This is a genomic window from Methylobacterium sp. Leaf104, assembly GCF_001422885.1.
Classification (GTDB): domain Bacteria; phylum Pseudomonadota; class Alphaproteobacteria; order Rhizobiales; family Beijerinckiaceae; genus Methylobacterium.
The window spans coordinates 303,636-329,274 of sequence record NZ_LMMZ01000001.1 but is presented as its reverse complement, the minus strand read 5'-3'; the positions used below and the strand labels follow the sequence as shown (position 1 = coordinate 329,274).

Annotated in this window: 23 protein-coding genes; 15 read left to right on the top strand and 8 right to left on the bottom strand. The window is 69.2% G+C overall.

Annotated elements, in window-relative coordinates; translation table 11 throughout:
• Window positions 1–53 precede the first annotated feature (53 nt).
• Window positions 54–1,670 (bottom strand): phosphoenolpyruvate carboxykinase, encoded by a 1,617-nt coding sequence (locus ASF49_RS01555; protein ID WP_056467914.1) that lies wholly within the window; start codon window positions 1,668–1,670, stop codon window positions 54–56.
• A 438-nt stretch (window positions 1,671–2,108) separates the two neighbouring features.
• Here ASF49_RS01555 and recR point away from each other — a divergent pair, with 438 nt between their 5' ends.
• The 5 genes from recR to ASF49_RS01530 all read left to right on the top strand — a co-directional run bounded on the left by recR (window position 2,109) and on the right by ASF49_RS01530 (window position 6,529).
• Window positions 2,109–2,714 (top strand): recombination mediator RecR, encoded by a 606-nt coding sequence (gene recR, locus ASF49_RS01550; RefSeq protein WP_056466620.1) that lies wholly within the window; start codon window positions 2,109–2,111, stop codon window positions 2,712–2,714.
• A gap of 106 nt (window positions 2,715–2,820) precedes the next feature.
• Window positions 2,821–3,336 (top strand): peptide deformylase, encoded by a 516-nt coding sequence (locus ASF49_RS01545; protein ID WP_056466617.1) that lies wholly within the window; start codon window positions 2,821–2,823, stop codon window positions 3,334–3,336.
• A gap of 24 nt (window positions 3,337–3,360) precedes the next feature.
• The gene (gene fmt / locus ASF49_RS01540) at window positions 3,361–4,290 is read left to right on the top strand and encodes a methionyl-tRNA formyltransferase (protein ID WP_056466613.1); all 930 of its coding nucleotides are present in this window, start codon (window positions 3,361–3,363) and stop codon (window positions 4,288–4,290) included.
• Window positions 4,291–4,309: 19 nt separating this feature from the next.
• Entirely contained in the window at window positions 4,310–5,080 is a 771-nt protein-coding gene (gene truA / locus ASF49_RS01535; protein WP_056466610.1) for a tRNA pseudouridine(38-40) synthase TruA, read from the top strand.
• A 90-nt stretch (window positions 5,081–5,170) separates the two neighbouring features.
• Entirely contained in the window at window positions 5,171–6,529 is a 1,359-nt protein-coding gene (locus ASF49_RS01530) for a hypothetical protein (protein ID WP_156652744.1), read from the top strand.
• 13 nt (window positions 6,530–6,542) lie between these two features.
• On the opposite strand, the gene dapE is transcribed toward ASF49_RS01530, so the two are convergent.
• Window positions 6,543–7,712, bottom strand: coding sequence for a succinyl-diaminopimelate desuccinylase (gene dapE, locus ASF49_RS01525; RefSeq protein WP_056467913.1), 1,170 nt, complete (start codon window positions 7,710–7,712; stop codon window positions 6,543–6,545).
• Between the two features lie 122 nt (window positions 7,713–7,834).
• On the opposite strand from dapE, the gene ASF49_RS01520 reads away from it, so the two are divergent.
• Window positions 7,835–8,617: a HesA/MoeB/ThiF family protein gene (locus ASF49_RS01520; protein ID WP_056467911.1), complete on the top strand. Its 783-nt coding sequence runs from the start codon at window positions 7,835–7,837 to the stop codon at window positions 8,615–8,617.
• A gap of 27 nt (window positions 8,618–8,644) precedes the next feature.
• Here the strand turns inward: ASF49_RS01520 and ASF49_RS01515 are convergent, their stop codons facing one another.
• Entirely contained in the window at window positions 8,645–10,492 is a 1,848-nt protein-coding gene (locus ASF49_RS01515; protein ID WP_056466604.1) for an ABC transporter transmembrane domain-containing protein, read from the bottom strand.
• A gap of 178 nt (window positions 10,493–10,670) precedes the next feature.
• On the opposite strand from ASF49_RS01515, the gene rpmE reads away from it, so the two are divergent.
• Window positions 10,671–10,925, top strand: coding sequence for a 50S ribosomal protein L31 (rpmE, locus tag ASF49_RS01510; RefSeq protein ID WP_055948879.1), 255 nt, complete (start codon window positions 10,671–10,673; stop codon window positions 10,923–10,925).
• Window positions 10,926–11,048: 123 nt separating this feature from the next.
• Here rpmE and rcdA read toward each other — a convergent pair whose 3' ends face one another.
• Window positions 11,049–11,579 (bottom strand): protease adaptor protein RcdA, encoded by a 531-nt coding sequence (rcdA, locus tag ASF49_RS01505; RefSeq protein ID WP_056466601.1) that lies wholly within the window; start codon window positions 11,577–11,579, stop codon window positions 11,049–11,051.
• A 561-nt stretch (window positions 11,580–12,140) separates the two neighbouring features.
• On the opposite strand from rcdA, the gene rpmH reads away from it, so the two are divergent.
• The 6 genes from rpmH to ASF49_RS01475 all read left to right on the top strand — a co-directional run bounded on the left by rpmH (window position 12,141) and on the right by ASF49_RS01475 (window position 18,285).
• On the top strand, window positions 12,141–12,275 hold the full coding sequence (gene rpmH, locus ASF49_RS01500) for a 50S ribosomal protein L34 (protein WP_055947927.1): 135 nt from the start codon (window positions 12,141–12,143) through the stop codon (window positions 12,273–12,275).
• A gap of 85 nt (window positions 12,276–12,360) precedes the next feature.
• Complete coding sequence (gene rnpA / locus ASF49_RS01495; RefSeq protein ID WP_056466598.1) at window positions 12,361–12,948, top strand: ribonuclease P protein component; 588 nt, start codon at window positions 12,361–12,363, stop codon at window positions 12,946–12,948.
• Window positions 12,941–14,794, top strand: coding sequence for a membrane protein insertase YidC (gene yidC / locus ASF49_RS01490; protein ID WP_056466595.1), 1,854 nt, complete (start codon window positions 12,941–12,943; stop codon window positions 14,792–14,794). The genes rnpA and yidC overlap by 8 nt, the downstream gene beginning before the upstream one ends.
• Window positions 14,795–14,934: 140 nt before the next feature.
• Window positions 14,935–15,585: a ribosome biogenesis GTP-binding protein YihA/YsxC gene (gene yihA, locus ASF49_RS01485; RefSeq protein ID WP_056466592.1), complete on the top strand. Its 651-nt coding sequence runs from the start codon at window positions 14,935–14,937 to the stop codon at window positions 15,583–15,585.
• Entirely contained in the window at window positions 15,582–15,956 is a 375-nt protein-coding gene (locus ASF49_RS01480) for a DUF423 domain-containing protein (RefSeq protein WP_056466589.1), read from the top strand. The genes yihA and ASF49_RS01480 overlap by 4 nt, the downstream gene beginning before the upstream one ends.
• A 394-nt stretch (window positions 15,957–16,350) precedes the next feature.
• Window positions 16,351–18,285: a methyl-accepting chemotaxis protein gene (locus tag ASF49_RS01475; RefSeq protein ID WP_243214331.1), complete on the top strand. Its 1,935-nt coding sequence runs from the start codon at window positions 16,351–16,353 to the stop codon at window positions 18,283–18,285.
• Window positions 18,286–18,333: 48 nt separating this feature from the next.
• Here the strand turns inward: ASF49_RS01475 and ASF49_RS01470 are convergent, their stop codons facing one another.
• Together ASF49_RS01470 and ASF49_RS01465 are read right to left on the bottom strand one after the other, a co-directional pair.
• The gene (locus ASF49_RS01470) at window positions 18,334–18,957 is read right to left on the bottom strand and encodes a carboxymuconolactone decarboxylase family protein (protein WP_056466584.1); all 624 of its coding nucleotides are present in this window, start codon (window positions 18,955–18,957) and stop codon (window positions 18,334–18,336) included.
• Window positions 18,958–18,992: 35 nt separating this feature from the next.
• Window positions 18,993–20,438 (bottom strand): short-chain fatty acid transporter, encoded by a 1,446-nt coding sequence (locus ASF49_RS01465; protein WP_056466581.1) that lies wholly within the window; start codon window positions 20,436–20,438, stop codon window positions 18,993–18,995.
• 197 nt (window positions 20,439–20,635) lie between these two features.
• Between ASF49_RS01465 and ASF49_RS01460 the strand changes: the two genes are divergently transcribed.
• The gene (locus tag ASF49_RS01460) at window positions 20,636–20,986 is read left to right on the top strand and encodes a hypothetical protein (RefSeq protein ID WP_156652743.1); all 351 of its coding nucleotides are present in this window, start codon (window positions 20,636–20,638) and stop codon (window positions 20,984–20,986) included.
• 72 nt (window positions 20,987–21,058) lie between these two features.
• Here ASF49_RS01460 and clpB read toward each other — a convergent pair whose 3' ends face one another.
• A complete protein-coding gene (gene clpB / locus ASF49_RS01455) occupies window positions 21,059–23,689 on the bottom strand; it encodes an ATP-dependent chaperone ClpB (RefSeq protein WP_056466575.1) in 2,631 nt (876 codons plus the stop codon).
• Window positions 23,690–23,917: 228 nt separating this feature from the next.
• Here clpB and ASF49_RS01450 point away from each other — a divergent pair, with 228 nt between their 5' ends.
• Window positions 23,918–24,700: an MOSC domain-containing protein gene (locus ASF49_RS01450; protein WP_056466571.1), complete on the top strand. Its 783-nt coding sequence runs from the start codon at window positions 23,918–23,920 to the stop codon at window positions 24,698–24,700.
• A 388-nt stretch (window positions 24,701–25,088) separates the two neighbouring features.
• Here the strand turns inward: ASF49_RS01450 and ASF49_RS01445 are convergent, their stop codons facing one another.
• Window positions 25,089–25,601: a DUF3060 domain-containing protein gene (locus tag ASF49_RS01445; RefSeq protein ID WP_056466567.1), complete on the bottom strand. Its 513-nt coding sequence runs from the start codon at window positions 25,599–25,601 to the stop codon at window positions 25,089–25,091.
• Window positions 25,602–25,639 lie beyond the last annotated feature (38 nt).

Here is a 25,639-nt window from a genome sequence, read left to right as displayed (position 1 = left end):
GCATCTTGTGCCGGGACGCGGACGCCCTGCGCCGCGCCCCGGATGGCCGGCGGTCAGGCGGCCGCGGAGAGCACCGGCTCGGCGGCGCGGACATCCGCGTCGACATGGGCGGCGAAGCGCTTGAAATTCTCCTGGAACATCGTGACGAGGCGCGTCGCGGTCTCGTGGAAGGCCGCTTTGTTGGTCCAGGTCTCGATCGGCGACAGCACCTCGGTCTCGACCCCCGGCACCGCGACGGGCACCTGGAAGCCGAAATAGGGGTCGCGGCGGAACTCGACATTCGCGAGCGAACCGTCGAGGGCGGCCGTGAGCAGACGGCGGGTGACCCGGATCGGCATGCGGCGCCCGGTGCCGACGCCGCCGCCGGTCCAGCCGGTGTTGACGAGCCAGCAATCGACCTCGTGATGGGCGATCAGGTCACGCAGCAGGTTACCGTAGACGCTGGGGTGGCGCGGCATGAACGGCGCACCGAAGCAGGTGGAGAACGTCGCCTCCGGTGCGGTCAGCCCGCGCTCCGTGCCGGCGACCTTCGCGGTGTAGCCGGAGAGGAAGTGGTACATCGCCTCGGCGCCGGTCAGCTTCGCGATCGGCGGCATGACCCCGAAGGCGTCGCAGGTCAGCATCACGATGTTCTTGGGGTGGGCCGCCCGACCCGTGGCGCTCGCATTGGCGATGAAGTCGAGCGGGTAGGCGCAGCGGGTGTTCTCGGTGAGCGAGGCGTCGTCGAAATCCGGGACCCGGGTCTCGGGGTCGATCACCACGTTCTCCATCACCGTGCCGAAGCGCTCGGTGGTGGCGTAGATCTCCGGCTCGGCGTTGCGTGAGAGACGGATGGTCTTGGCGTAGCAGCCGCCCTCGAAGTTGAAGATGCCGTCCTGGCTCCAGCCGTGCTCGTCATCGCCCAGAAGCTGGCGCGAGGAATCGTTGGAGAGCGTGGTCTTGCCGGTGCCGGACAGGCCGAAGAACAGGGCCGATTCACCGGCCTCGTCGAGGGCTGCGTTCGCCGAACAGTGCATCGGCATCACGCCGGCCTTCGGCAGGATGTAGTTGAGGTAGGTGAAGACCGACTTCTTCATCTCGCCGGCATAGGCCGAGCCGCCGATCAGGACGAGCTTGCGCGCGAAGTCGATGGCGATGACGGTCTTCGAGCGGCAGCCGTGCCGGTGCGGCTCGGCCTGGAAGCTCGGCAGGTCGATGATGGTCAGCTCGGGCACGTAGCTCGCGAGCGTGGCGCGGTCCGGCCGGATCAGCAGGTTGCGGATGAACAGCGAGTGCCAGGCGAATTCGGTGAAGACACGGGCATTGACGCCATGGGTCGGATCGGCGCCGCCGCGCAGGTCCTGGGCGAAGAGCTCGCGCCCCTCGGCATGCGCGAGGAAGTCGGCATACAGGGTCTCGAACTGCTCGGGCGTGATCGCACCGTTGTTGTCCCACCAGATCTCGTTCTCGGTGGCGGCGTCGCGCACCACGAACTTGTCCTTGGGCGAGCGGCCGGTATGGGAGCCGGTGGTCGCCACGAAGGCGCCGCCGCGGGCCAGCCGGCCCTCGCCGCGGGCCAGGGCCTCCTCGTAGAGACGGGGAACGTCGAGGTTCCAGTGAACCGCCTTCAGGTTGCGCAGCCCGATGGCCTCGGAACCGTGCGCTGCGTTGAACTCGCCGATATTGGTCACGCTCATCTCTCCTCGGGCCCCTGATCGCGTCGCCGCCCCATGACAGGGAGCCGTATCGGCTCTCCAGATCGGTTCGCCTCCGGAGCGTCCGCGCGGTTGGTCAGGTCCACCGCGCGCAGGTTCACCGCTCCGGACCTGCGCCTCTCCTGCATAGAGCCGGATGATTTGCCGTCAATCCGCCTGTTGGCCGACAAAAAAACTTACATGAACAGGATTACGGGCGAAGATGCATTTGAGGCGCCTCGGCAGGCGAGCCTTTTTGGTGCGATTCGCCGCCGGAGGGGGCGAAAACACGATGCGAAAACCCTATTTCAGGGATGTTCCGACGGGCCGGGCGCGATCGAACGCACCGGACCCGTGCCGGTGCACCACGTCACCCGCCCGCCTCCTACGCATTGTGCCGTGTGGGTACCTCAACCGTCACGAGAATTGTCGTCCATGGCACAAGCCGTCGCCGGTCCCGAGATCGAGCGCCTGATCCAGCTCCTGGCCCGCATGCCGGGCCTTGGCCCCCGTTCGGCCCGCCGGGCCGCCCTGCAGCTCATCAAGAAGCGCGAGGCGTTGCTGGCGCCGCTCGCCGACGCGATGCGGGTGGCCTCCGAACGGATCGTGGTCTGCCACGCCTGCGGAAACGTCGACACCCGCGACCCCTGCACCATCTGCTGCGACGAGAGCCGCGACCCGGCCACCCTGGTGGTGGTGGAGGATGTCTCCGATCTCTGGGCCCTGGAGCGCTCCGGCGCCGTGACGGCGCGCTACCACGTCCTCGGCGGCGTGCTTTCCGCCCTCGACGGCGTGCGGCCCGAGCACCTCAACCTCGACAGTCTCGTGGCCCGTGCCGCCGACCCGGCGATGCGCGAGATCATCCTGGCGCTGAATGCGACCGTCGATGGCCAGACCACGGCCCACTACGTCACCGAATCCCTGAAGGCGCACGGCCTCAAGGTGACGCGCCTCGCCCACGGCGTCCCGGTCGGCGGCGAGCTCGACTACCTCGACGAGGGGACCCTCACCGCGGCGATCCGCAGCCGCACGCCGTTCTGAGGCCGGGGCACGGGTCCCGGGTATTTGACCCACTCCCGGAGCCCCCGTATCTGCGGGGGCTCAGGCCGCCGCCCGCCCCGCATCCCGTTTCGAACCCGATCGCCCCATGACCATCCGCCCCCTCGTGATCCTGCCCGACGCGCGCCTGCGCCTTGCCTCCGAGCCGGTCGGTCCCGTGACCGACGAGATCCGCACGCTCGCCGCCGACATGCTGGAGACGATGTACGACGCCCCCGGCGTCGGCCTCGCGGCGATCCAGATCGGCGTGCCCAGGCGCGTCGTCACGATCGACACCTCGAAGGACGAGAACGACCGCCATCCGCAGGTCTTCCTCAACCCCGAGATCGTCTGGGCCTCGGAGGAGAAGCGGATCTACGACGAGGGCTGCCTGTCGATCCCGGAATTCTACGGCGAGGTCGAGCGGCCCGACCGGGTGCGCGTGCGGTTCCGCGACCTCCAGGGCGAGGAGCGGGAGATCGAGGCGGACGGCCTGCTCGCGACCTGCATCCAGCACGAGATCGACCATCTCGACGGCGTGCTGTTCATCGATCACCTGTCGAAGCTGAAGCGCGACCGGGTGGTGAAGAAGTTCGCCAAGGCGGCCAAGCGCGGCGACGTCTGAGGCCGGCCTCGGGGACCAAGAGCCATGCGCGTCGTCTTCATGGGCACGCCGGATTTCGCCGTGCCGACCCTGGCGCGCCTCGCCGCCGACGGCCACGCGATCGCCGCCGTCTACACCCGCGCGCCGGCCAAGGCCGGACGCGGCATGGCGCTCAAGCCCTCGCCCGTACAGGTCCTGGCCGAGAGCCTCGGCGCACCGGTGCTCACGCCCGCCAGCCTGAAGGGACCGGAAGCCGCCGAGACCTTCGCCGGTCACGGGGCCGACGTCGGCGTCGTGGTGGCCTATGGCCTGCTCCTGCCGCAGGCGATCCTCGACCTGCCGCGCCACGGCTGCCTCAACCTGCACGGCTCGCTGCTGCCCCGCTGGCGCGGCGCGGCGCCCATCCAGCGCGCGGTGATGGCGGGGGACGCGGAGAGCGGTGTCGGCATCATGCGGATGGAGGCCGGCCTCGACACCGGTCCCGTGGCGCTGGAAGAGCGCCTTCCGATCACGCACGGCATGACCGCGGGCCAGCTCCACGACGCGCTGATGCCGCTGGGCGCCGACCTGATGGCGCGCGCTCTCCGGGGGCTCGAGCGGGGCGACCTGGCCTTCGCGCCCCAGGCCGAGGACGGCGTCGTCTACGCCCGCAAGATCACCAACGGAGAGGCGCGCATCGACTGGACCCGGCCCGCCCGCGAGGTCGCCAACCACATCAACGGGCTGTCGCCCGTCCCCGGCGCCTTCTTCGAGGCGGATTTCGGCAAGGGGCCAGAACGCGTGAAGGTCCTCTCGGCCGCGGCGGTTCCGGGATCCGGAATCCCCGCCACGCTCCTCGACACCGAGGGCACGATCGCCTGCGGCGACGGCGCCGTGCGCCTCGGTGCCCTGCGCCGCGCCGGCAAGGGCGGCGTCAGCAACGGCGCCGAGTTCGTGCGCGGCACCCACCGCGTGCCGGGCTCGCGGCTGGCATGACCGCTCCGGGCCGCGCCTGATGCCGCGCTACAAGCTCGTCATCGAGTACGATGGCAGCCCGTTCTGCGGCTGGCAACGGCAGACCGCGCAGCCCTCCGTCCAGGCGGCGATCGAATCGGCGGTCAAGCGCTTCTCCGGTGAGATCGCGGGTCTCACCTGCGCCGGCCGCACCGATACCGGCGTCCATGCCACGCATCAGGTGGCGCATCTCGACCTCGCGCGGGCGTGGCGCACCGACGTGGTGCGCGACGCGCTCAACGCGCACCTGCGCCCGAACCCGGTGGCGATCCTCAGCGCGGAGATCGTCGGCGCCGACTTCAACGCCCGCCATTCCGCCACCCGCCGGCACTACCGCTACCGCATCCTCAACCGGCGCAGCCCGCCGGTGCTCAACCGCGCCCATGTCTGGCAGGTGCCCTGGCCCCTCGACGTCGCGCTGATGCGCGCGGCGGCCGCGCGCCTCCTCGGCCTACACGACTTCACCGCCTTCCGGGCCGCCGAGTGCCAGGCGAAGAGCCCGCTCCGAACCCTCGATCAACTCGACGTCACCGCCATGCCGATGGCCCTGCACGACGAGATCGTGGTGGCGACCTCGGCCCGCGCCTTCCTGCACCACCAGGTCCGCTCGATGGTCGGCACCCTGATGCTGGCCGGAAGCGGCCGGCTCAGCGCCGACGACGTCGGTGACATCCTGGCCAGTCGGGACCGCAGCCGCTGCGGGCCGCTGGCGCCGGCCTGCGGGTTGACGCTGGTAGGCGTGGATTACGGCGATAACGCAACTTTGAGTTAATATTCTTTAACTTGGAGTTGATGAATCGTCGGGAAGCGGGATCATCCATCGTGTCCGGCGCGATCCGCGTCGGAGGCGATGGAAATTCCCGTGACGACGCTTCCCATTCATCTGTTCATCCTCGGCGCAACCGCCTTCGCGGCCTTGTCACCAATTCTCTTCATCGCGATCCGCGAAGCGGTGAAGCGCCAGAGACAGGAGGTCGTCCGAGACCTCGCGGCCGTCTTCGACATCGCAGGACCCTCGAGCCAACGACTGATCCCCTCGTTCGAATTCGTGAAGTACAAGTACTTCGTCGGCCGGCCGAAGGTTCTGGGAAAGAGCGGATCGATCGATGCGTCCAACGCATCGCTGGATGTCTTCGATCAGTCGCGGCACCGCGAGGATTTCACCACGATCGACTGGATCCTCGGCAGCGTCGCCTTCAGCCTGCTCGCGGGGGTGGCCGTGTTCCACAGCCTCTCGCTCCTCGTGACGCTGCTGTGCGCGAACTCGCCGAGCCTCATCGGTCTGGATGGCGGCATCTGTCCGAAGATCCAGGACAGGACCACAGTCTGGCTGTTCGGGGCCTGTGCCGCCTTCGCCGGCAGCTACCTCACGGCATTGCGGAACCTGTATCGGGCGATCAAGAACTTCGACCTCAGCCCAGCGACGATCATCGGCGAGACGATCAAGATCGTGATCGGCATCGTCCTCGCGCCGATCCTGGTGATCGGCCTGCTGCGGGTCGCGGCAAGCGCGGCGGAGGGCCTTGCGAGGATCGATGCGCCGATGAACTCGCCGCTGGTGCTGGCCCTGGCGGTCACCGGATGCTTCGTTGCCGGCATCATGCCCGATGTCGTGCTGCGCAACATCCTGCAGCGCGACAAGCTGAAGAACTTCAAGCGGGAGGAGTACGACGTCTACCGCGCCTTCAAGATCACCCCGGTGGAGATCATCGACGGGATCGACAGCGAGATCCGGGTCCGCCTCGACGACCATCATATTCATTCGACCCAGAACCTAGCGACCGCCAACCCGCTGATGCTGTTCGTGGAAACGCCCTACGGCGTCTACCAGATCATGGACTGGGTGGCGCAGGCGCAGCTCTGCTGCTCGGTCGGACGCGAGAAGGTGATCCGGCTCTGGCCCCTCGGCGTACGGACCCTGTTCGACCTCGAACGGCTCGCGGCCCCGAGCGCGGTGCGCAACGAGGCCCTGCTTCTCGAAGTCGGCCGCATCATCCTGGGTGGGAACCTGATCGACGGGGCACCGGACCGTCAGGAGGCGGTCGATCTCGTGGTCGCCAGCATCGAACTGAGGCTCGACGACCCGCATGTCCAGCGCTTGCGCCAGATCTTCATCGCGGTGGGCGATCGCCTCGGGCCGGACTGCCGGCGCTTCCGGAACCAGGCGGCGGGCGCGACGGCGAGCGACCCCGGGGCGACGACCGCCGCGAACGGCCCGTGAAGGCGAAGCGGCCCTATCGGGCGGCGAAATACGCCGCCAGCACCCGCGTGTAGATCGCCGTCAGGCGGTTCAGGTCGGCTACCGGCACGCACTCGTCGGTCTGGTGCATGGTCTGGCCGACGAGGCCGAACTCGATGACCGGGCAGGCATCCTTGATGAAGCGCGCGTCCGAGGTGCCACCCGTGGTCGAGAGCACCGGGCGGCGGCCGGTCTCGGTGGCGATGGCGCCGGCCACGAGCTCGGTGAAGGTGTCGGGCTCCGTGAGGAAGGCCGGTGAGTTGGAGGGCAGCAGGTCGAGGGTGTAGCGCACGCTGCGCCCGGCCGCCGCATCGAGGCGGGCCCGGACCTCGGCCCCCAGGGTCTCGGCGGTCCAGCGATCGTTGAAGCGGATGTTGAAGGTGCCGTGCGCCTCCGCCGGGATGACGTTGGTGGCCGTGTTGCCGACGTCGAGGGTGGTGAATTCGAGGTTCGAGGCGCCGAAATGCCGGGTGCCGGCATCAAGCGGCGCGGCCAGAAGCGCCGAGGCGAGGCGCAGCAGGCCCGGAATCGGGTTCTCGGCCAGATCCGGATAGGCGACATGGCCCTGGCGGCCCTGCACGGTGAGCCGTCCCGTGAGCGAGCCGCGGCGGCCGATCTTGATCATGTCGCCGAGGGAATCCGGGTTGGTCGGCTCGCCGAGGAGGCAATGGTCGAAGCGCTCGCCACGGGCCCGCGCCCATTCGAGGAGCTTGACCGTGCCGTTGATCGCCGGCCCCTCCTCGTCACCGGTGATGAGAAAGCCGATCGAGCCCGGAAAGTCCGGACCGGCCACGTCCAGGTAGTCGAGGGCGGCGGCGAGCATGCAGGCGATGCCGCCCTTCATGTCGACGGCCCCGCGCCCGTACAGCACACCGTCCTCCACGGTTCCGGCGAAGGGGCCATGGCGCCAACGGGCGACGTCGCCGGGGGGCACCACGTCGGTGTGGCCGGCAAACAGCAGGTAGGGTGCGCCCGTGCCGATGCGGGCGTAGAGATTGTCGATGTCGGGCGTGCCGGGCTCCGAGAAGCGCGGGCGTTCCACGGTGAACCCGGCCCCTTCGAGGATGCCGGCGAGCCAGGCGAGCGCGCCTCCCTCCTCCGGGGTCACCGAGGGGCAGCGGATCAGGCTCCGGGCGAGAGCGAGGGGGGAGCGGTCGCGGGGCACGTTCGGCACGGGCGGGACTCTTCGCGGGGTGTCCGGGTGCGAACGGCCATAAGCGCCGTCGCGCGGGGGTGCAATTCGCGGCCGGGCTTTCGCCGCACGCCGGCCGGGCTTATCTGCGGGGCATGGCCTTCTCCCCCGACGAAGTCGAACGCTATGCCCGCCACCTCGTCCTGCCGGAGGTCGGCGGCCCGGGGCAGGCCCGCCTGAAGGCCGCTCGCGTCCTCGTCATCGGCGCCGGCGGCCTCGGCGCGCCGCTGATCCAGTACCTCGCCGCCGCCGGGATCGGGACGATCGGCCTCGTCGACGACGACACCGTCTCCCTGTCGAACCTGCAGCGGCAGGTGATCCACGCGACCTCCGACATCGGCCGTCTCAAGGTCGAGAGCGCAACCGAGGCGGTGGCGCGCCTCAACCCGCACGTGGCCGTGGAGACGCACGCGACGCGCCTGACCCCGGAGAATGCGCAGGCGCTCATCGGCGCCTACGACGTGGTCGCGGACGGGTCCGACAACTTCGCCACGCGCTACGCGGTCTCGGACGCCTGCTTCCACGCCCGGCGCCCGCTGGTGACGGCGGCGCTCGGGCGCTTCGACGGCTCGCTCACCACCCTGCGGCCCTACGAGACCGATGCGGGCGGTCGCCCGCACCCGACTTATCGCTGCCTGTTCCCCAACCCGCCGCCGCCCGGCAGCGTCGCGCCCTGCGCCGAGGCCGGCGTGCTCGGCGCGCTCGCGGGCATCATGGGCTCGCTGATGGCTCTGGAAGTGATCCGCACGGTGACGGAGTTCGGCGAGCCCCTCGTCGGGCGCCTCCTCATGGTCGACACCCGCGCGATGCGGTTCGAGACCCTGGGCTACGCCTGGGACGAGGCCAACCCCCTGAACGGGACCGGCGCGGCGGGCTGACCCCACGGCCGGCCCCGCCCTGGCGCCCTATTCCGCGGGCAGGGCGTCGAGTAGCGGCCGCGACTCGCGGGCGCGCAGGCCGTCGTCGTGGGCGTCGGTGAACTGCAGCGCCGCCAGCTGTGCGTAGAGGGCGCCCTGCGCGAGCAGGCTCTCGTGGGTCCCGCTCTCGACGATCCGGCCGCCGTCGAGGACGAGGATGCGATCGGCCTTGCGGATCGTGGCGAGGCGGTGCGCGATGACCAGGGTGGTCCGGCCGCGCATCAGGGTGTCGAGGGCGGTCTGCACGGCGCGCTCGCTCTCGGCGTCGAGGGCCGAGGTCGCCTCGTCGAGGAGCAGGATCGGCGCATCCTTGAGGATGGCCCGGGCGATCGCCACCCGCTGACGCTGGCCACCGGAGAGGGTGACGCCGCGCTCGCCCACCGTGGTGGCGTAGCCCTGCGGCAGGGCCTGGATGAAGCCGTCGGCATGAGCGAGTTCGGCCGCGCGCCGGACCTGGTCCTCCGTCGCCTCGGGCCGCCCGTAGCGGATGTTCTCGAGCACCGAGCCGGAGAACACCGTCGGGTCCTGCGGCACGAGGGCGAGGCGCTCGCGCAGGCTGTCCGGGTCGACGCGGGCGATGTCGACGCCGTCGACCCGGACGAAACCGGATTGCGGGTCGTAGAAGCGCAGCAGCAATTGCAGCACCGTGGTCTTGCCGGCGCCCGACGGCCCGACGAGGGCGACCCGCTCGCCGGGCGCGATGGCGAAGCTGATGCCGTCGAGGGACGGATGGTCCGGCCGGGTCGGGTAGTGGAAGCGCACGGTCTCGAAGGCCACGGCGCCCTTGGCGGGCACCGGCAGGGCCAGTGGATCGGCCGGGGAGCGGATCGTCGATTCGGCGGCCAGGATCTCGCCGAGGCGCTCGGCCGCGCCGGCCGCCTGGGCCAGTTCGCCGTAGACCTCCGAGAGCTGTCCGAGGGCACTCGCCCCGAACACCGCGTAGAGCACGAACTGCGAGAGCTGGCCCGCCGTCATGGTGCCGGCCAGGACCCCCTGCGCGCCGTACCACATCACCCCGACGACGCTGGCCGAGATGAGGAAGATCGCGACGCCGGTGAGGAGCGCCCGCGCCTGGATCGAGTCGCGGGCGGCCCCGTAGGCGTTCTCGGCGGCGGCGGCGAAGCGGGCCGCCGTGGTCCGGCCCATGCCGAAGGCCTGCATGGTGCGGATCGCGTTCACCGCCTCGGCGGCATAGGCCGAGGCGTCGGCGAGGCGGTCCTGGGCCGCGCGGGATCGCCGCCGCACGCCGCGGCCGGAGAGAATCAGCGGAAAGACGATGAGCGGAATGGCCGCCAGGACGAGGACGGACAGCCTCGGGCTCGTGATGACCATCATCACCACGGCGCCGGTGAACAGGAAGGCGTTGCGCAGGAGGATCGAGATCGAGACGCCGAAGACGGCCTTCACCTGCGTGGCATCCGCGGTGAGTCGCGAGATGATCTCGCCCGAGAGCGAGCGGTCGAAGAAGGCGGGGTCCAGCTGGGTCAGGCGGCGGAATACGGCGGTGCGCAGATCCGCCACCACGCGCTCGCCGAGCGTCGCGACCGTATAGTAGCGCGCGCCACTCGACAGGGCGAGGACCGCCACCACGCCGATCAGGGCGGCGAAGTAGGTGTCGATCACGCTCTGACCCTCGGGCGAGAAGCCATGGTCGATGACCCGACGCAGGGCGATCGGGACCACGAGGGTCGCGCCCGAAGCGGCGAGGAGCGCCAGGAACGCCGCCAGCATCCGGCCGCGATAGACCATCGCGAACGGAATCAGCGGGCGCAGCGAACCGAGCGGTGCCTTCGGCCGGGCCTCCCCGGAAATTTTCTTGTCACGGCCGCGAGCCATGGTGCCTCGTCATCATTGGTCTTCCAGGAAAAGCGACCGACCGGCGGCCTCTTCGATCGGCGCACGCTTGTCGGGCGAAGGTGCGTGAGGTATAGGCGCGCCTTCATCCGATTGCGCGTGATCTATGGCCGCGGGCCGCCAGACGGGCCGGTCGGCTTGGCTATTCAAGGATTTCGTCATGGCAAAGAGCGCGGCCGACAAGGCCAAGGGTACCGAGCATCCCGACTACCACTTCATCAAGGTCGTGATGACCGACGGGTCCGAGTACATGACCCGGTCGACCTACGGCAAGGAGGGCGACACCCTCAACCTCGACATCGATCCGAACACCCACCCGGCCTGGACCGGCGGCGAGCAGAAGATGCTCGATCGCGGTGGCCGCGTGTCGCGCTTCAACTCGCGCTTCGGCGCCCTCTCCTTCGGCAAGAAGTAAGCGCGCCTCGGATCTCCGCCGCGACGACGCGGCGGTGCCCTCGGAAGGGCGGCACCCTCGGTGCCGCCCGTTCTGCGTTCAGGAGCCCCTCGCCCGGTTCGAAACCGGGCGCAGGGCCGGGTCTCAGGCGGATGCCGCACCGAAGGCGGAGCGGAGGAGGCTCAGCTGGGCAACGACGGGGCTCTCCTGGGGCTGAGGGGTCGGGCGCTCGTCGGCGATCAGGCCGTCGAGGTGCAGGATCCGGCTGTGGAGCCGGCGCGAGCGCACGATGAGGTCCTGCAGGGTCGGGGGCAGGACGCCGAACACGTCGCCGCGGAAGGTCTCGGGCGTGGTCAGCCGCACCCGGGTCTTCTCCTGCATCGCCTCCGCCGGCGTCAGCTCGCCCTCGGAGACGGCCCGCTGAACGAGGAGCCAGGAGGCGATCTGCATCAGACGCGTGGTGAGGCGCATGCTCTCGCTGGCATAGCTCAGCGTGCCGTCGCGGGACATCAGGCGGGATTCCTCGCGGCCCGTGCCGTCGAGGTAGGCCGCCGCCTCCTCCACCAGGGTCATGCCCTCGCGGAAGAGGACCTTGAAGGCCTCCGAGGTGACGTAGGTGTCACCGAAATTCACCCAGTCGCGCTCGTCCCGGAACATGACGTCGAACCCGCTCATGGTGCCTCCTGTGCCGCGACCGAACCGATTACGTCCCGAAATGGGACGAAGGCGGCGCGTTTGCACCTGTCTGCGCAACTCTAACGCCGAACGTCCGGGTCCGCGGCCTTTACCGGCTGTTAACGTTAACCGGGCCGGTCGGTGCCACCGGTCAGGCGGGTGGACGCAGCGCTCTGCGGTCGTGCGGAACCAGAGACGAAAAAAGGCCGCCCGTTGCGGGGCGGCCTGACAGGCGAGTTTCGGGAGCAGTCCAAGCGAGCGAACGGGAAAGTCCGCGCGCTGTCCGGGAGCACCGAACAGGATCACAGGATGGGGCGGATCGGTTAACGAACGGTTGATACCGTCGCGGCCCGTGCGCATCCTTCGGGGTCACGGATCATGCCGTTTCGGCACGCTCCGGAATTGACTCGGACGGGACCTTGCCCCATAAGCCGCGCCATCGCGACGCGGCGCCCTTGAGGGGCGCTGTTCGCGCTTGCAGACACATTTCAGGGCGAGTGAATATCCGGCGCGGCCTTCGGTGCGGCCCGGATCGATCCTCGGCCATTCGGAGATCGCGCCATGAAGAGAACCTACCAGCCCAGCAAGCTCGTGCGTAAGCGCCGTCACGGCTTCCGTGCCCGCATGGCCACGGCCGGCGGTCGCAAGGTCATCGCGGCCCGTCGCGCCCACGGCCGCAAGAAGCTTTCGGCCTGAGAGACCGGTGGCGCCGTCACGGGCGGCGCGCCACATCATGAGTCTGGCCAAGGGCCACAGGACCCGCTGCGGGATCGGATCGGCCATGTCATCGGCCACGTCGACGATCGGGCGGCTGACGCGGCGCTCCGAGTTCCTGGCTGCGGCCGGCGGGCGCCGCTTCCACAACGAACGCCTGTCGGCGCAGGGCCTCGTCCGCGCTGCGGAGCCGTCCCTCGACGGCGCCTCCAGCGACGGGCTGCGCATCGGCTTCACCATCACCAAGCGGGTCGGGCACGCCACGGAGCGCAATCGCATCCGGCGGCGCCTGCGCGCCGCCGTGGCGCGGGCCGCCGGCGACCTGCCGGTGCGCCCGGCCGACGTGGTGCTGGTGGCGCGGCGCCCTGCCCTGCACGCGCCCTTCGAGACCCTCGTCGATGACCTGCGCCGTGCCGTCGCCGTGGTGACGAAGCCGCAGGGACCGAAATCCGAATCGTCTCCTCAGCGTCCCGTCCGGCGCGGACGCGGCAAAGGTGCGCCCGCGCCCGACGCTTCGAAGTCTGGCGCATCGCCGGCGGCTCCGGTATTGGCCTCGGGCGCGACGGCCTCCGTCGCGGCGTCCGGCCCAGTGCCGGCCCGCGCGAACGCGCCCTCCCCTTCTCCCAACGCATGCGACGGACCGACCGATGGGTAATGACAAGACGAACATGATCGTCGCGATCGCCTTGTCGCTGGCGGTCCTGCTCGGCTGGAACTACTTCGTCGCCGCCCCACGCGTGGAGCAGCAGCGTCAGGCCGCCCTCCAGAACAAGGCGGCCACGCAGCCGGCCGGTCCTGACGGCGTACCGAGCGCCAGCCCGAAGGAGGGCGGCCCGGCCAATCCCGTTCCCGGAACCCTGCCGGGCGCCTCCGGTGCCGGTGGCGGCGTCGTGCCCCGCGAGACGGCGATCGCGCGCTCCCCGCGCGTCACCATCGACACGCCGGCGCTCGCCGGCTCGATCGCCCTGAAGGGCGGCCGCATCGACGACGTCTCGCTGAAGAACTATCACGAGACGGTCGACGACAAGAGCCCGCGCATCGTCCTACTCTCGCCGACCGGGACCGAGAACCCGTACTATGCGGAGTTCGGCTGGGTCGGCCAGAATGCCGGCCCGCTGCCCAATGGCGACACCGTCTGGACGGCCGATGCCGAGACCCTGGCGCCGGGCAAGCCCGTCACGCTGAGCTACGACAACGGCGCCGGCCTCGTGTTCAAGCGCATCGTCGCGGTGGACGATAAGTTTCTGTTCACGGTCCGCGACGAGGTCGAGAACAAGGGCGCCAACGCGGTCAGCCTCTATCCCTACAGCCTCGTCTCGCGCTGGGGTAAGCCGCACACCCAGGGCTACTACGTGCTGCACGAGGGTCTGATCGGCGTCCTCGGCGCCGACGGCCTGCAGGAATACACCTACGATCACCTCGCCAAGGAGCCGGCGCTGGGCAATGCCAGCACCAAGGGCAAGACCTGGGCCGGCGTGACCGGCGGCTTCGTCGGCATCACCGACAAGTACTGGGCCGCCGCCGCGATTCCGGACCAGTCGACCCCCTATACCGGCAGCTTCACCGAGCGGACCGACGGCGCCACCAAGGTCTACCAGGCCAACGTGCTCGGCAACGTGCAGGTGGTGCAGCCCGGCGCTTCGGCCGCCGCGACGCAGCAGCTCTTCGCCGGCGCCAAGGAGGTCAACACCGTCAATGCCTACCAGGCGAACCAGAACATCAAGCAGTTCGACCTGCTGATCGACTGGGGCTGGTTCCACTTCATCACCAAGCCGATGTTCCGGGCGCTGGACTTCTTCTTCCACCTGTTCGGCAATTTCGGCGTGTCGATCCTGGTGGTGACCTTCTGCCTGAAGCTGCTGTTCCTGCCCATTGCCAACAAGTCCTACCAGTCCATGGCCAAGATGAAGGCCGTGCAGCCGGAGATGGCGTCGATCCGCGAGCGCTATGCGGACGACAAGATGAAGCAGCAGCAGGCGATGATGGAGCTGTACAAGAAGGAGAAGATCAATCCGGTCGCCGGCTGTTGGCCGGTGCTGATCCAGATCCCGGTCTTCTTCGCCCTGTACAAGGTCCTGTTCATCACCATCGAGATGCGGCACGCGCCGTTCTTCGGCTGGATCCAGGATCTGGCGGCGCCCGATCCGACGAGCTTCCTCAACCTGTTCGGCCTGCTTCCCTACGCGGCCCCGGACTTCGTGCATCTCGGCATCTGGCCCATCATCATGGGCATCACGATGTTCATCCAGATGAAGATGAACCCCGCGCCGCCGGACCCGGTCCAGGCGCAGATCTTCACCTTCATGCCGATCGTGTTCACCTTCATGCTCGGCTCGTTCCCGGCCGGCCTGGTGATCTACTGGGCCTGGAACAACACCCTGTCGGTGATCCAGCAATACGTCATCATGCGCCGCAACGGCGTGAAGGTGGAATTGTGGGACAACCTGCGGGGGATATTCCGGGGCAAGGCCGCCGACAAGAACGCCGTCGCCAAGAACTGAGGCGCGCCCGGCTCCGAGGCTTCGGCCACGGCACGACAGTCCAACCGGTCCTCTCCGTCTCGCGACGGGGAGGACTTCCTGTTTCCGGCGTGTCGGCTCGCGAGGGCGGCGGATGCGCCTCTTCCGTCCGGAGCCGCCCGATGTCCAAAGCCGAAGACGATGCCGCCCTTCTGGAGGCGGGACGCCTGCTGTTCGCGGGGGCGGCCGACTTCATCGCCTCGGCACCGAACGTCCCCGCACTGCCGCCGATGAAGGGCGTCGAGATCGCCTTCGCGGGCCGCTCGAACGTCGGCAAGTCGAGCCTCGTCAACGCCCTCACCGGACGCAACACCCTGGCGCGGACCTCGCACACGCCGGGTCGCACCCAGCAGCTCAACTTCTTCGATATCGGCGGCCGCCTGACGCTGGTCGACATGCCGGGCTACGGCTACGCGGCGGTGGAAAAGACCAAGGTCGAGGCCTGGACCGACCTGATCCACGACTACCTGAAGGGCCGCTCGAACCTCGCCCGGGTGTTCATGCTGATCGACTCGCGCCACGGCCTGAAGAGCATCGACACGGACGTCCTCGACGGACTCGACAAGGCCGCCGTCAGCTACCAGATCGTGCTGACCAAGGGCGACGCCCTGAAGAAGTCCGAGATGGACGCTCGCATCGCCGGGGTTCAGGCCGCCATCGCCCGGCGCCCGGCGGCCTATCCGGAGATCCTGTTCACTTCGAGCCGCGACGACCGGGGCGTCCCCGAGTTGCGGGCCAGCGTCGCCCGGCTGTTGCAGGAGCGCGGCGCGTGAGCGGCCTCGATCGCGTCCTCCTGGCGCTGGGTGCCCTCGCGGGGCTCCTCGGCGTGGCCGCGAGTGCGGCGGCCGCCCATGTCAGCGGAGCCGACAGCCTGAAGACCGCCGCGCAGTTCCTGCTCTTCCACGCCCCCGCGATCCTCGCGCTCGTGGCGCTGGCTGCCACAGGCACGACGCACCGGCCGATGACCCGCCTCGCGGCGGGTGCTCTCGTGGTCGGCCTCGCGCTGTTCTCGGGCGACCTCGCGCTCCGGGCACTCCACGGTACACCGCTGTTCCCCATGGCGGCCCCGGCCGGCGGTTTCGCCCTGATGGCCGGCTGGCTGCTCGCCGCGCTGTCGGCCGTCATACCGGGCCGGCGCGCCTGAGGGCCGGCGCCGCCACGGCGGTGGGAGCGAGGCGGGTGTGTCCATGGCACGCTCGGACGGATCGCGGCGATCAGGCCGGCCCGCCTTCCCGATGGTTCGGGGCCGGGGGCTCGACCCGAGAAGTCTTCTCTGGCCTATGACCCATCATGTCTAGACATGAACTAAACTGCGAAATTCAAACACATTATCAACGATTTTTCTGATAAAGGATACAAGAGCACCGAACTCTATTTCATATGGTCAGAGTCGAGCAATGTCCATCAAGTCGCGACTGTTCGCAATCATTTCCGTCCTGAGCCTCTTCGCTTTCTACGAAGCCGCGAAGGATCTCTATGGGTCATTCGGACGATGGACACGGTCTAATCTCGTTTCGCAACTGTCCGGGGGCGAACTGATGCTGTCCCGCGGCCTCTCGGAACTGCGATTCGAGCGCGGCTCCATGGTGTCGGCGCTGGCGCTCCACGCCGACAAGCTCGGACCGAACCTCACTGAGATCGCGGCACGCCGCAAGGTCAGCGACGACGCATTCCCCGTGGCCCTGGAGCGGCTTTCGGCTCAGGAAGGCCTCGATACGCGCCAGTTCGTCGACCGGTTCAAAGCGCTGCAGCAGGTTCGCAGGGAGGTCGATACCAATCTGACTCTGCCGGTGGCGGCGCGCGACCCAAGCCTCACCAAGCGGGTCAACGACGCGACCGGCCACCTGATCGCCGCGATCGAAGGACTCCTGGCCGCGACCGAGGCGCAGATCCGCCAGCTGGATTCGAGTTTCTCCAACCTTCTGCGTGTGCGGGAACTCGGCTGGTCGGCCCGGACATTGGCTGGCAACACCAACCTCATCGTCAACGACGTTCTGGCTCAGAACCGCGCGATCACGCCAAAGGACGTTCAGGACTACACCGTGCTGAGCCGCCAGACCGAGTTCGCCTTCGGCATCGTGGAGTCCATCGTCGAGAGCATGCCGGCCTCGGAGGCGCTGAAAGGCGCCGTCCGGAAGGCACGTGACGGCTACTTCAAGGGCGCCTTCCCTGCCCGCAACCAGGCCCTCATCACCACGCTGGCGGACATCGCGCTGCCGCGCCCGACCCTCGCGGAATCGCGTGCCCAATCGACACCGGCGATCGACCTGATCATGGCGATTCCCCTCGCCGCCGTGAACCAGCTCGACGCCACGGCGACCGAGGCGGCGGTGAAGGCCAGGACGGGTGCGATGACTCAGGTCGCGGTCCTGACCTTCGCCCTCGTGCTGGGTGTCGGCAGCATGATCTGGGTCGTACGCGGCGTGACCCGCCCCATTGAGCGCATGACCGGTGCGATGCGCCGTCTCGCCGACGGCGACGCGATCTCCGAAGTTCCCTATGCCGGGCGTCGGGACGAGCTCGGCGCGATGGCGGGCGCGGTGCAGGTGTTCCGGGACAATCTGCTTCGGACTCGGCAGTTCGAGGACGAGGCGGCCCTGGCACGTGCCTCAGCCGAAGACCAGCGCCGGGCCGGCATGCAGCAGGTGGTGGACGGCTTCGAAGCGACGGTGGGCGGCATCGTCGGCAGCGTGTCGGCGGCGGCCGGTGCCTTGCACGGGACCGCGCGCGGCATGAGCTCGGCCGCCGGCCAGACCGCCGCGCAATCCTCCGGCGCCGCTGCGGCCGCCATTCAGGCCGCCACCAACGTCACCACGGTGGCGGCCGCAGCCGAAGAGCTCGGCGCGTCGGTTCAGGAAATCGGACGCCGCGTCTCGGAATCGGCCATCCTGGCGCAGGCGGCGGTGACGGAGGCGACGGCGACCGCCGATCTGGTGCGGAACCTGGCGGACGCCGCCAGCCGCATCGGCGACGTGGTGGCGCTCATCTCCAGCATCGCAGGCCAGACCAACCTCCTGGCGCTCAACGCCACCATCGAGGCGGCCCGGGCCGGCGAGGCCGGTCGCGGTTTCGCCGTAGTGGCGGCGGAGGTCAAGGAACTCGCCAACCAGACCGCCCGGGCCACCGACGAGATCAGCGCTCAGATCGGCCAGATCCAGGCCTCCACCGGCCAAGCCGTGGGGGCCATCGGCGGGATCGGAGCGCGCATCCGTGAGATTTCCGGGGTCGCGACCTCGATCGCGGCGGCGGTGGAGGAGCAGGAGGCGGCCACCCAGGAGATCGTCCGCAACGTCGCCCAGGCCGCCGCCGGAACGGATGCGGTGACGACGAACGTGGCGGACGTGGCGCGCACGGCGGAAGAGACCGGAATGGCGGCGACCCAGGTGCTGACCTCGGCCTCGGACCTCACGCGCCAAGCCGCGCATCTGAACGCCGAGGTGCTGCGCTTCCTCGCGACCGTCCGCGCCGCCTGAGGCGCGCCGGACGACCAGCCCGCCGCCGCCTCCCGTGAGGTGGATTCCTCAGGGGACCAGGGGCGGCAGCTGCGGCGCCGCCCCGTCCGGCAGGGCGGTCCGGGCCATATTCATGCTCATGGCGAGCAGCGTGTAGTAGCCGTTGATCCCCGCCATCTCGATGGCGCCCTGCTCGCCGAAGGTCTGGACCGCCCGCGCGTAGGTGGTGTCGCTCACACCCTTGTTGTGGTGCAGTTCCGTCGAGAACGCGTAGACCAGCGCCTCCTCCGGTCCCATCGCGTCCGGCCGCCGGCCTTCCTGGATCGCCGTGACGATGGCCGGATCGAGGCCGGCCTTCAGGGCGATCGGCGCGTGGATGTGCCACTCGAGCTGCTGCGTCCATTCCCGGGCGGTGATCAGGATGATGAACTCGCTCAGCCGCAGGGGCAGCACGCTGCGGTAGCGCAGGTGCAGTCCCATGTTGCTGGCATTGGTCATCAGCTCGGGACTGCGCAGGAGCGGCACGAACGGACCGAAGACCGGCGTCTTTCGCGCCGCGAGGAAAGCCTCGGAGGCGGTCTTCTGCTCCGGGCTGAGGGCATCGGCCGGAAGCGGCGGCAGGCGGTCTTGGGCCAAGGCGGACATGCTCCCGAAGAGAAGACTCGACAGGACCGGCAGGACGGCGACGCGCATGGGCTTTCTCCTCCGATCCGACTTCCGGCTGCGGCCTACGGCATCACCGGTGGGTGGTAGGTCAGCGTGAAGGCCAGTGCCCAGAGCAGGAAAAGCACGACGGGTAGGTGGATAAGGAGTTGCAGGAAGCTGAACCCGACGATGTCGCGCGCCTTCAGGCCGAGGATGCCCAACAGCGGCAGCATCCAGAACGGATTGATGAGGTTCGGCAGCGCCTCGGCCGCGTTGTAGACCATCACGGCCCAGCCGAGATGGACCTGGAGTTCGTTGGCCGCCTGCATCACGTAGGGCGCCTCGAGCAGCCACTTGCCGCCGCCCGACGGCACGAAGAAGCCGAGCACCGCCGAGTAGACGCCCATCGAGATCGGGAAGCTTCCCGTGGTGTTCAGGCTGACGAAGGCGTGGGTGATCACCTCGGAGACCGAGATCCCGGCCGCGTTCTTCGGCCCGGTCAGCATCGCGCTGATGGCGGCGTAGAGGGGGAACTGGATGAGGATGCCGGCCGTGGCCGGCACCGCCTTGGCGACTGCCACAAGGAAGCGCTTGGGGCGCCAGTGGAGCAGCAGACCGAGGGTGATGAACAGGAGGTTGTAGGTGTTCAGGTTCGAGATCGCGGTAATCCAGGATTGCCGCGCAAACTCCTGATAGATCCAGGCGCCGGCGATCAACACGAGGAGGATCGTCAGGATCGGCGAATGCTCCAGCCACTCGCCGGGCTGTTCGGGCCGGCCGAGATCGGGCTTTTCACGGTCGACGTTCACGCCGAGATCCTCGGCCGTCATCGCGGTGTTCGCGCGCGGCGCGGAGGCGTAGGCGATGATCACCGACATCACGAACAGGATGGCGGCGATGAGCATCGATTGCCAGAGGAAGATGGTCTCGCTGAAGGGGATCACGCCGGTGATCGGCAGGAGCGACTTCGGCAGGCTCGCGGGGTTCGCCTGGAGCTGGGCCGCCGAGGAGCTCAAGCCCATCGCCCAGGTGGCGCCGAGGCCGAGATAGGCCGCCGCCCCCGCGGCACGGTAATCCATGCGGAGCTCCGTGCGGCGGGCGAGCGCGCGGGCGAGCAGGCCGCCGAAGATCAGGCTCAGGCCCCAGCTCAGGAACGAGGACAGCATGGTGGCCGCGGCGACGAAGCCGACGGCCCCGCGACCGGTCTTCGGGATGCTCGCCAGCCGGTCGATCAGCGCCTGGACCGGAGGCGCCGTGGCCACCACGTAGCCGCCGATGGTCACGAAGGCCATCTGCATGGTGAAGGGGATCAGGCTCCAGAACCCGTCGCCGAAACTCTTGGCGATGGCCGGCGCCGGGGCGCCGTTGGCCAGGGCGCCCAGCGCCACGATGACCACCGCGATGGCCACGAAGATGAAGGCGTCGGGAAACCACTTCTCGGCCCAGGCGGTGAAGCGGATGCCCGCCCGCGACAGGGCACCGTCCGTCGCGGCCGGATCAGCGCTGCGCTGCGGCGTAGGTGTCGACATCGGAAAGTCCTGGGAGCGAGGAACGTGGCCTTGGGGGCCGCATTCTCCGCAAATGCCGAGTCTGCTCAAGACGTATTCGCGCCGGTGCACAGCCTTGGTGAGGAAGGTTCCGCGCGAATGTCAGGGCTACCGCTTCAGGCTTCCTTGATGGTTCCGCGCGTAGGCTGGACGAAATTCTAGCGTGGGAGACGGTGTCCGTGGCCGAAATCTCGAAGTTCCGGGACCTCGATACGAGGATGGCGGAACGGCGTCACGCCGGTGTGAAGGTGCGCGACCTGACCCGTCCGGACCGGGGCCGGACGGATTTCGAGAAGCCGTTCCTGTCGCCGCTCGGATGGCTCATCGCCGTCATCCTCAACATCGCCCTGGTGCTGATCATCGCCCTCGGCGCCGTGCTGGTGCCGCCCCTGATGACCTGCCGCGAGCAGAGCGCCCGCGGCTTCTTCGCCGGAGACACCTTCCAGGCCTGCGCCGGACGCGGCATCTCAGCCCGGTTCCAGGACCTCGACGGTCGCATCCGCAAACTGGTCCTGCGTTCCGGACAGTGACCGCCTGACACGACGAGGCCCGCGACGGCGGTCGCCGTCGCGGGCCCGATCCTGGCTCTCCGGCACCGCGCCTCAGTTGAGCGTGGCGCTCTCCGGACGGCGCTCGGTGCTGAGGCCGGACTTTCCGACCTTCAGGCCCAGGGGACCGACCTCAACGGGCACCGCCTCCCCATCGTGGATCAGTCCCGACAGAAGTTGCTCGGCCAGCCGATCCTGCACGGCCTTCTGGATCACCCGCTTCAGGGGGCGTGCGCCGTAGGCCGGGTCGTAGCCCTTGTCGGCGAGCCAGTCGCGGGCTTCCGGCTCGACGTCGAGGGTGATCTTGCGCTCGTCGAGGAGCTTCTGCAGGCGCTTCAGCTGGATGTCGACGATCGCCCCCATCTCCGACCGCTTCAGGCGGTGGAACAGGATGATCTCGTCGATCCGGTTGAGGAACTCGGGCCGGAAGTGGCTGCGCACCACCCCCATCACCTCCTCGCGCACGGCATCGGTGTCGTCGCCCTCGCCCTGATTGACGAGGTATTCCGAACCGAGGTTCGAGGTCATGATCAGGAGCGTGTTGCGGAAGTCCACCGTCCGACCCTGCCCGTCGGTCAGCCGCCCGTCGTCGAGTACCTGCAGCAGGACGTTGAACACGTCCGGATGCGCCTTCTCGATCTCGTCGAACAGCACGACCTGGTAGGGCCGGCGCCGGACCGCCTCCGTCAGCGCCCCGCCCTCCTCGTAGCCGACATAGCCCGGGGGCGCGCCGATGAGCCGGGCCACGGAGTGCTTCTCCATGTATTCCGACATGTCGAGGCGCACGAGGGCGGTGTCGTCGTCGAAGAGGAAGCCAGCCAGGGCCTTGGTCAGCTCGGTCTTGCCCACACCCGTGGGACCCAGGAAGATGAACGAGCCGATCGGCCGGTTCGGGTCCTGCAGACCGGCGCGTGCCCGGCGCACGGCGGTCGCCACCGCCTCCACCGCCTCGCGCTGCCCGACCACGCGCTCACCCAGGGCCGTTTCCATGGCCAGGAGCTTGTCGCGCTCGCCCTCCAGCATCTTGTCGACGGGAACCCCGGTCCAGCGCGAGACGACGCCCGCGATGTGGGCCGGCGTCACGGCCTCCTCGACCATGCCGTCGCGGACGACGGCGCTCTCGGCCTGCGCCTCGATCTCGGCGAGCTGACGCTCCAGGCCCGGGATCACCCCGTAGGCGAGTTCGCCCGCGCGCTGGTACTGGCCCTGGCGCTGTGCCGAGGCGAGCTCGTTGCGGGCCTCGTCGAGCTTCTTCTTGAGTTCGGCGGCGGCCCCGAGCTTGTCCTTCTCGGCCTTCCAGCGCGAGGTGATCGCGGCGGACTGCTCCTCGAGGTCGGCCAGTTCCTTCTCCAGCCGCACCAGGCGGTCGCGGGAGGCGGAATCGGTCTCCTTCTTCAGGGCCTCGCCCTCGATCTTCAGGCGCACGATCTCGCGGTCGACGTTGTCGAGTTCTTCCGGCTTCGAATCGACCTGCATGCGCAGGCGCGATCCGGCCTCGTCCATCAGGTCGATGGCCTTGTCCGGCAAGAAGCGGTCGGTGATGTAGCGGTTCGACAGGGTCGCGGCTGCCACCAGCGCCGCATCCTGGATGCGCACGCCGTGGTGCTGCTCGTACTTCTCCTTGATTCCGCGCAGGATCGAGACCGTGTCCTCGACGGTGGGCTCGGACACGAAGACGGGCTGGAAGCGCCGGGCGAGCGCCGCGTCCTTCTCCACGTGCTTGCGGTACTCGTCGAGGGTGGTCGCGCCGACGCAGTGCAGCTCGCCGCGGGCCAGGGCGGGCTTCAGGAGGTTGGAGGCGTCCATCGCCCCGTCCGCCTTGCCGGCCCCGACCAGGGTGTGCATCTCGTCGATGAACAGGATGATGCCGCCCTCGGCCGCCGTGACCTCGGAGAGCACGCCCTTCAGACGCTCCTCGAACTCGCCGCGATACTTCGCGCCCGCGATCAGCGCGCCCATGTCGAGAGCGAGCAGGCTCTTGTCACGAAGCGATTCCGGCACGTCGCCGTCGACGATGCGCAGGGCTAGGCCCTCGACGATGGCGGTCTTGCCGACGCCGGGCTCGCCGATGAGAACGGGGTTGTTCTTGGTACGCCGGGACAGGACCTGGATGGTGCGGCGAATCTCCTCGTCGCGGCCGATCACCGGGTCGAGCTTGCCTTCGCGCGCCGCTTCCGTGAGGTCACGGGCGTATTTCTTGAGGGCGTCGTAGGCGTTCTCGGACGTGGCATTGTCGGCGGTACGGCCCTTGCGGAGCGCATTGATCGCGCCGTTGAGCGAGGCCGCGGTGACGCCGGCCGCCGCCAGCGCGCGGCCGGCTTCGGTGTCCTTCTCCACGGCAAGGGCGAGGAGCAGGCGCTCCACGGTGACGTAGCTGTCGCCGGCCTTCTCGGCCGCCTTCTCGGCGGTGTCGAACAGGCGCACGAGTTCGCGCGTCGCCTGCGGCTGGGACGCGTTGCCGGATACCTTCGGCTGCTTGGCGAGCCAAGCCTCGGTCTGCGCGAGGGCGACTCGCGACTGGCCGCCGGCCCGGTCGATCAGACCGGCGCAGAGGCCCTCGGGATCGTCGAGCAACACCTTGAGGATGTGGCCCGGCTGGAATTGTGGATGGCCCTCGCGCATCGCGAGGCTCTGCGCCGCCTGGACGAAGCCGCGGGCGCGCTCGGTATAGATCTCGAAATTCATCTGTGTCCCACCTCCCCGTGTCGGCTCGCCCCGCTGCCCGCTCCACGCGGCACGGCCGGTCGCCGAAACTTCGCCCCCACGGCCGCTGCCGCTGGAGACCCCGGCGCCACCTGGCCGCCGGTAATCGGGATGTGGTGTTGCATATCGGCACCACAAGGGTGCGAGGCAACGGAATGCGGGCACGGCGAAGCCTTGCGCGCGGATGCATTTCAGGGCCACGCTCGGCGCATGACCGACGCGCCAAGCCTCCACCTCGACGCCCTCTACCGATACCCCGTGAAAGGGCTCTCGCCCGAGCCGATGACGCACGCGACCCTCACGGCGGGAGACTACTTTCCCGGCGACCGATTGTTCGCCGTGGAGAACGGATCCTCGGGCTTCGACCCGGCGGCACCGGTGCACCAGCCGAAGATCAAGTTCCTGATGCTGATGCGCGACGAGGCGCTTGCGCAGCTCGACACGCGCTACGACCCCAAGGACGGCACGCTGACGATCCGCCAGGGCGGCAGGGTCGCGGCGCGCGGCGACCTCGCCCGACCGGAGGGACGCGAGGCGATCGAGGCCTTCCTCACCGGCTACATACCCGGGTCGCTGCGCGGAGCCGCGCGGGTTCTCACGGCGCCCGCCGGGTACCGGTTCACGGATTCGCCGCGCGGTTTCGTCTCGCTCCTCAACCTCGCCAGCGTCGCGGCCGTCGAGACCATGACCGGCGCGGCGGTGGACCCGCTCCGATTCCGGGCGAACCTCCACATCACGGGTCTCGCTCCCTGGGCCGAGCTCGACCTCGTCGACCGCACACTCACCACTCCGGGCGGGGTGCGCCTGCGCATCCACAAGCGCACGCAGCGCTGCGCGGCGACGAATGTCGACCCGGTCACGGGCCAGCGCGACCTCGCGATCCCGCGCACGCTCTCGCAGCATCTCGGCCATACCGATTGCGGCGTCTACGCGGAGGTGTTGGCGGGCGGGACGCTCCAGCCCGGCGACACGATCCGGATCGAGGCTGCCTAGCGGGACCATGCCGCGAAGTCGGCGTCGAGCCGGATCCTGAAACGGCGTTGCCTGAGTCTCGAAGGGGCTCGGCTCCAGACCATCACGTCGGCGGACACGGGAGTCGACGCAGAAACACGGTCCCGTCACGCCTTCGGCCCCGCCCGGGAGGTCGGCCAAACCCCGCAGACAGCGGCGGGCCGGAACGTCGTATCAACCGTCGATGACCGGTTCGGGCGGTTGTGCGGGGGCCGTCACCTCCCGCTCCTTCCGCGATATGAGCCAGCCACGGAGGGATTCTCCCGTCCTCGCGGAAGAAAGCGCGTCCGGAGCCCCTCCGACCCGGCGAGGGACGGGAGGCCGGAAAGGGTCGGAACCCGCCGGCTCGGCGGTCGACCCGATGCGCGACTTACGGCTTCCTCTTGATGGTGTTCTTGATGCCCGAGGCCTGGACCTCCGGGTTGGGAGCCCCCTCGCTGCGCATCCATTCCACCGCGTGATCCGCGCCCTGCACGGTGAAGCGGGTGGGACCTGCCAGCACCAGGGAGACGCGGTTCTGTGCGCCCGAGACGTCGAGCGTGCCGGGGCTGCCTGCGCCGCCCAGGGTCGCCGTGACGCTGTTCTGGGCGATACTGACGGTCACGTCCTGGGTGCGCCCTCCCGTGACCCGGTTGTCGGCGCCGGAGACGGCCACGGCCGCCCCCTCCTCGAAGCTCACCGTGTGCTTCGAGCCATGCACCGTGATGAGGCCGCACCGGCCGGTCAGGACGATCGCGTTCTCGGCCCCGTAGATCCCGACATCCTTGCCCCCGCAATCCAGGTCGCGGCCGATCCCGACTCCTTCGATGGTGAGGGTCTCGGCGCCGGCGAGGGTTGGCTGGACCAGCGCGGCGGCGAGGACCAATGTCGGGAAACGGGGCATGAAGGCATCCGGGATCGATGATCGGACGCCGAAGAGAC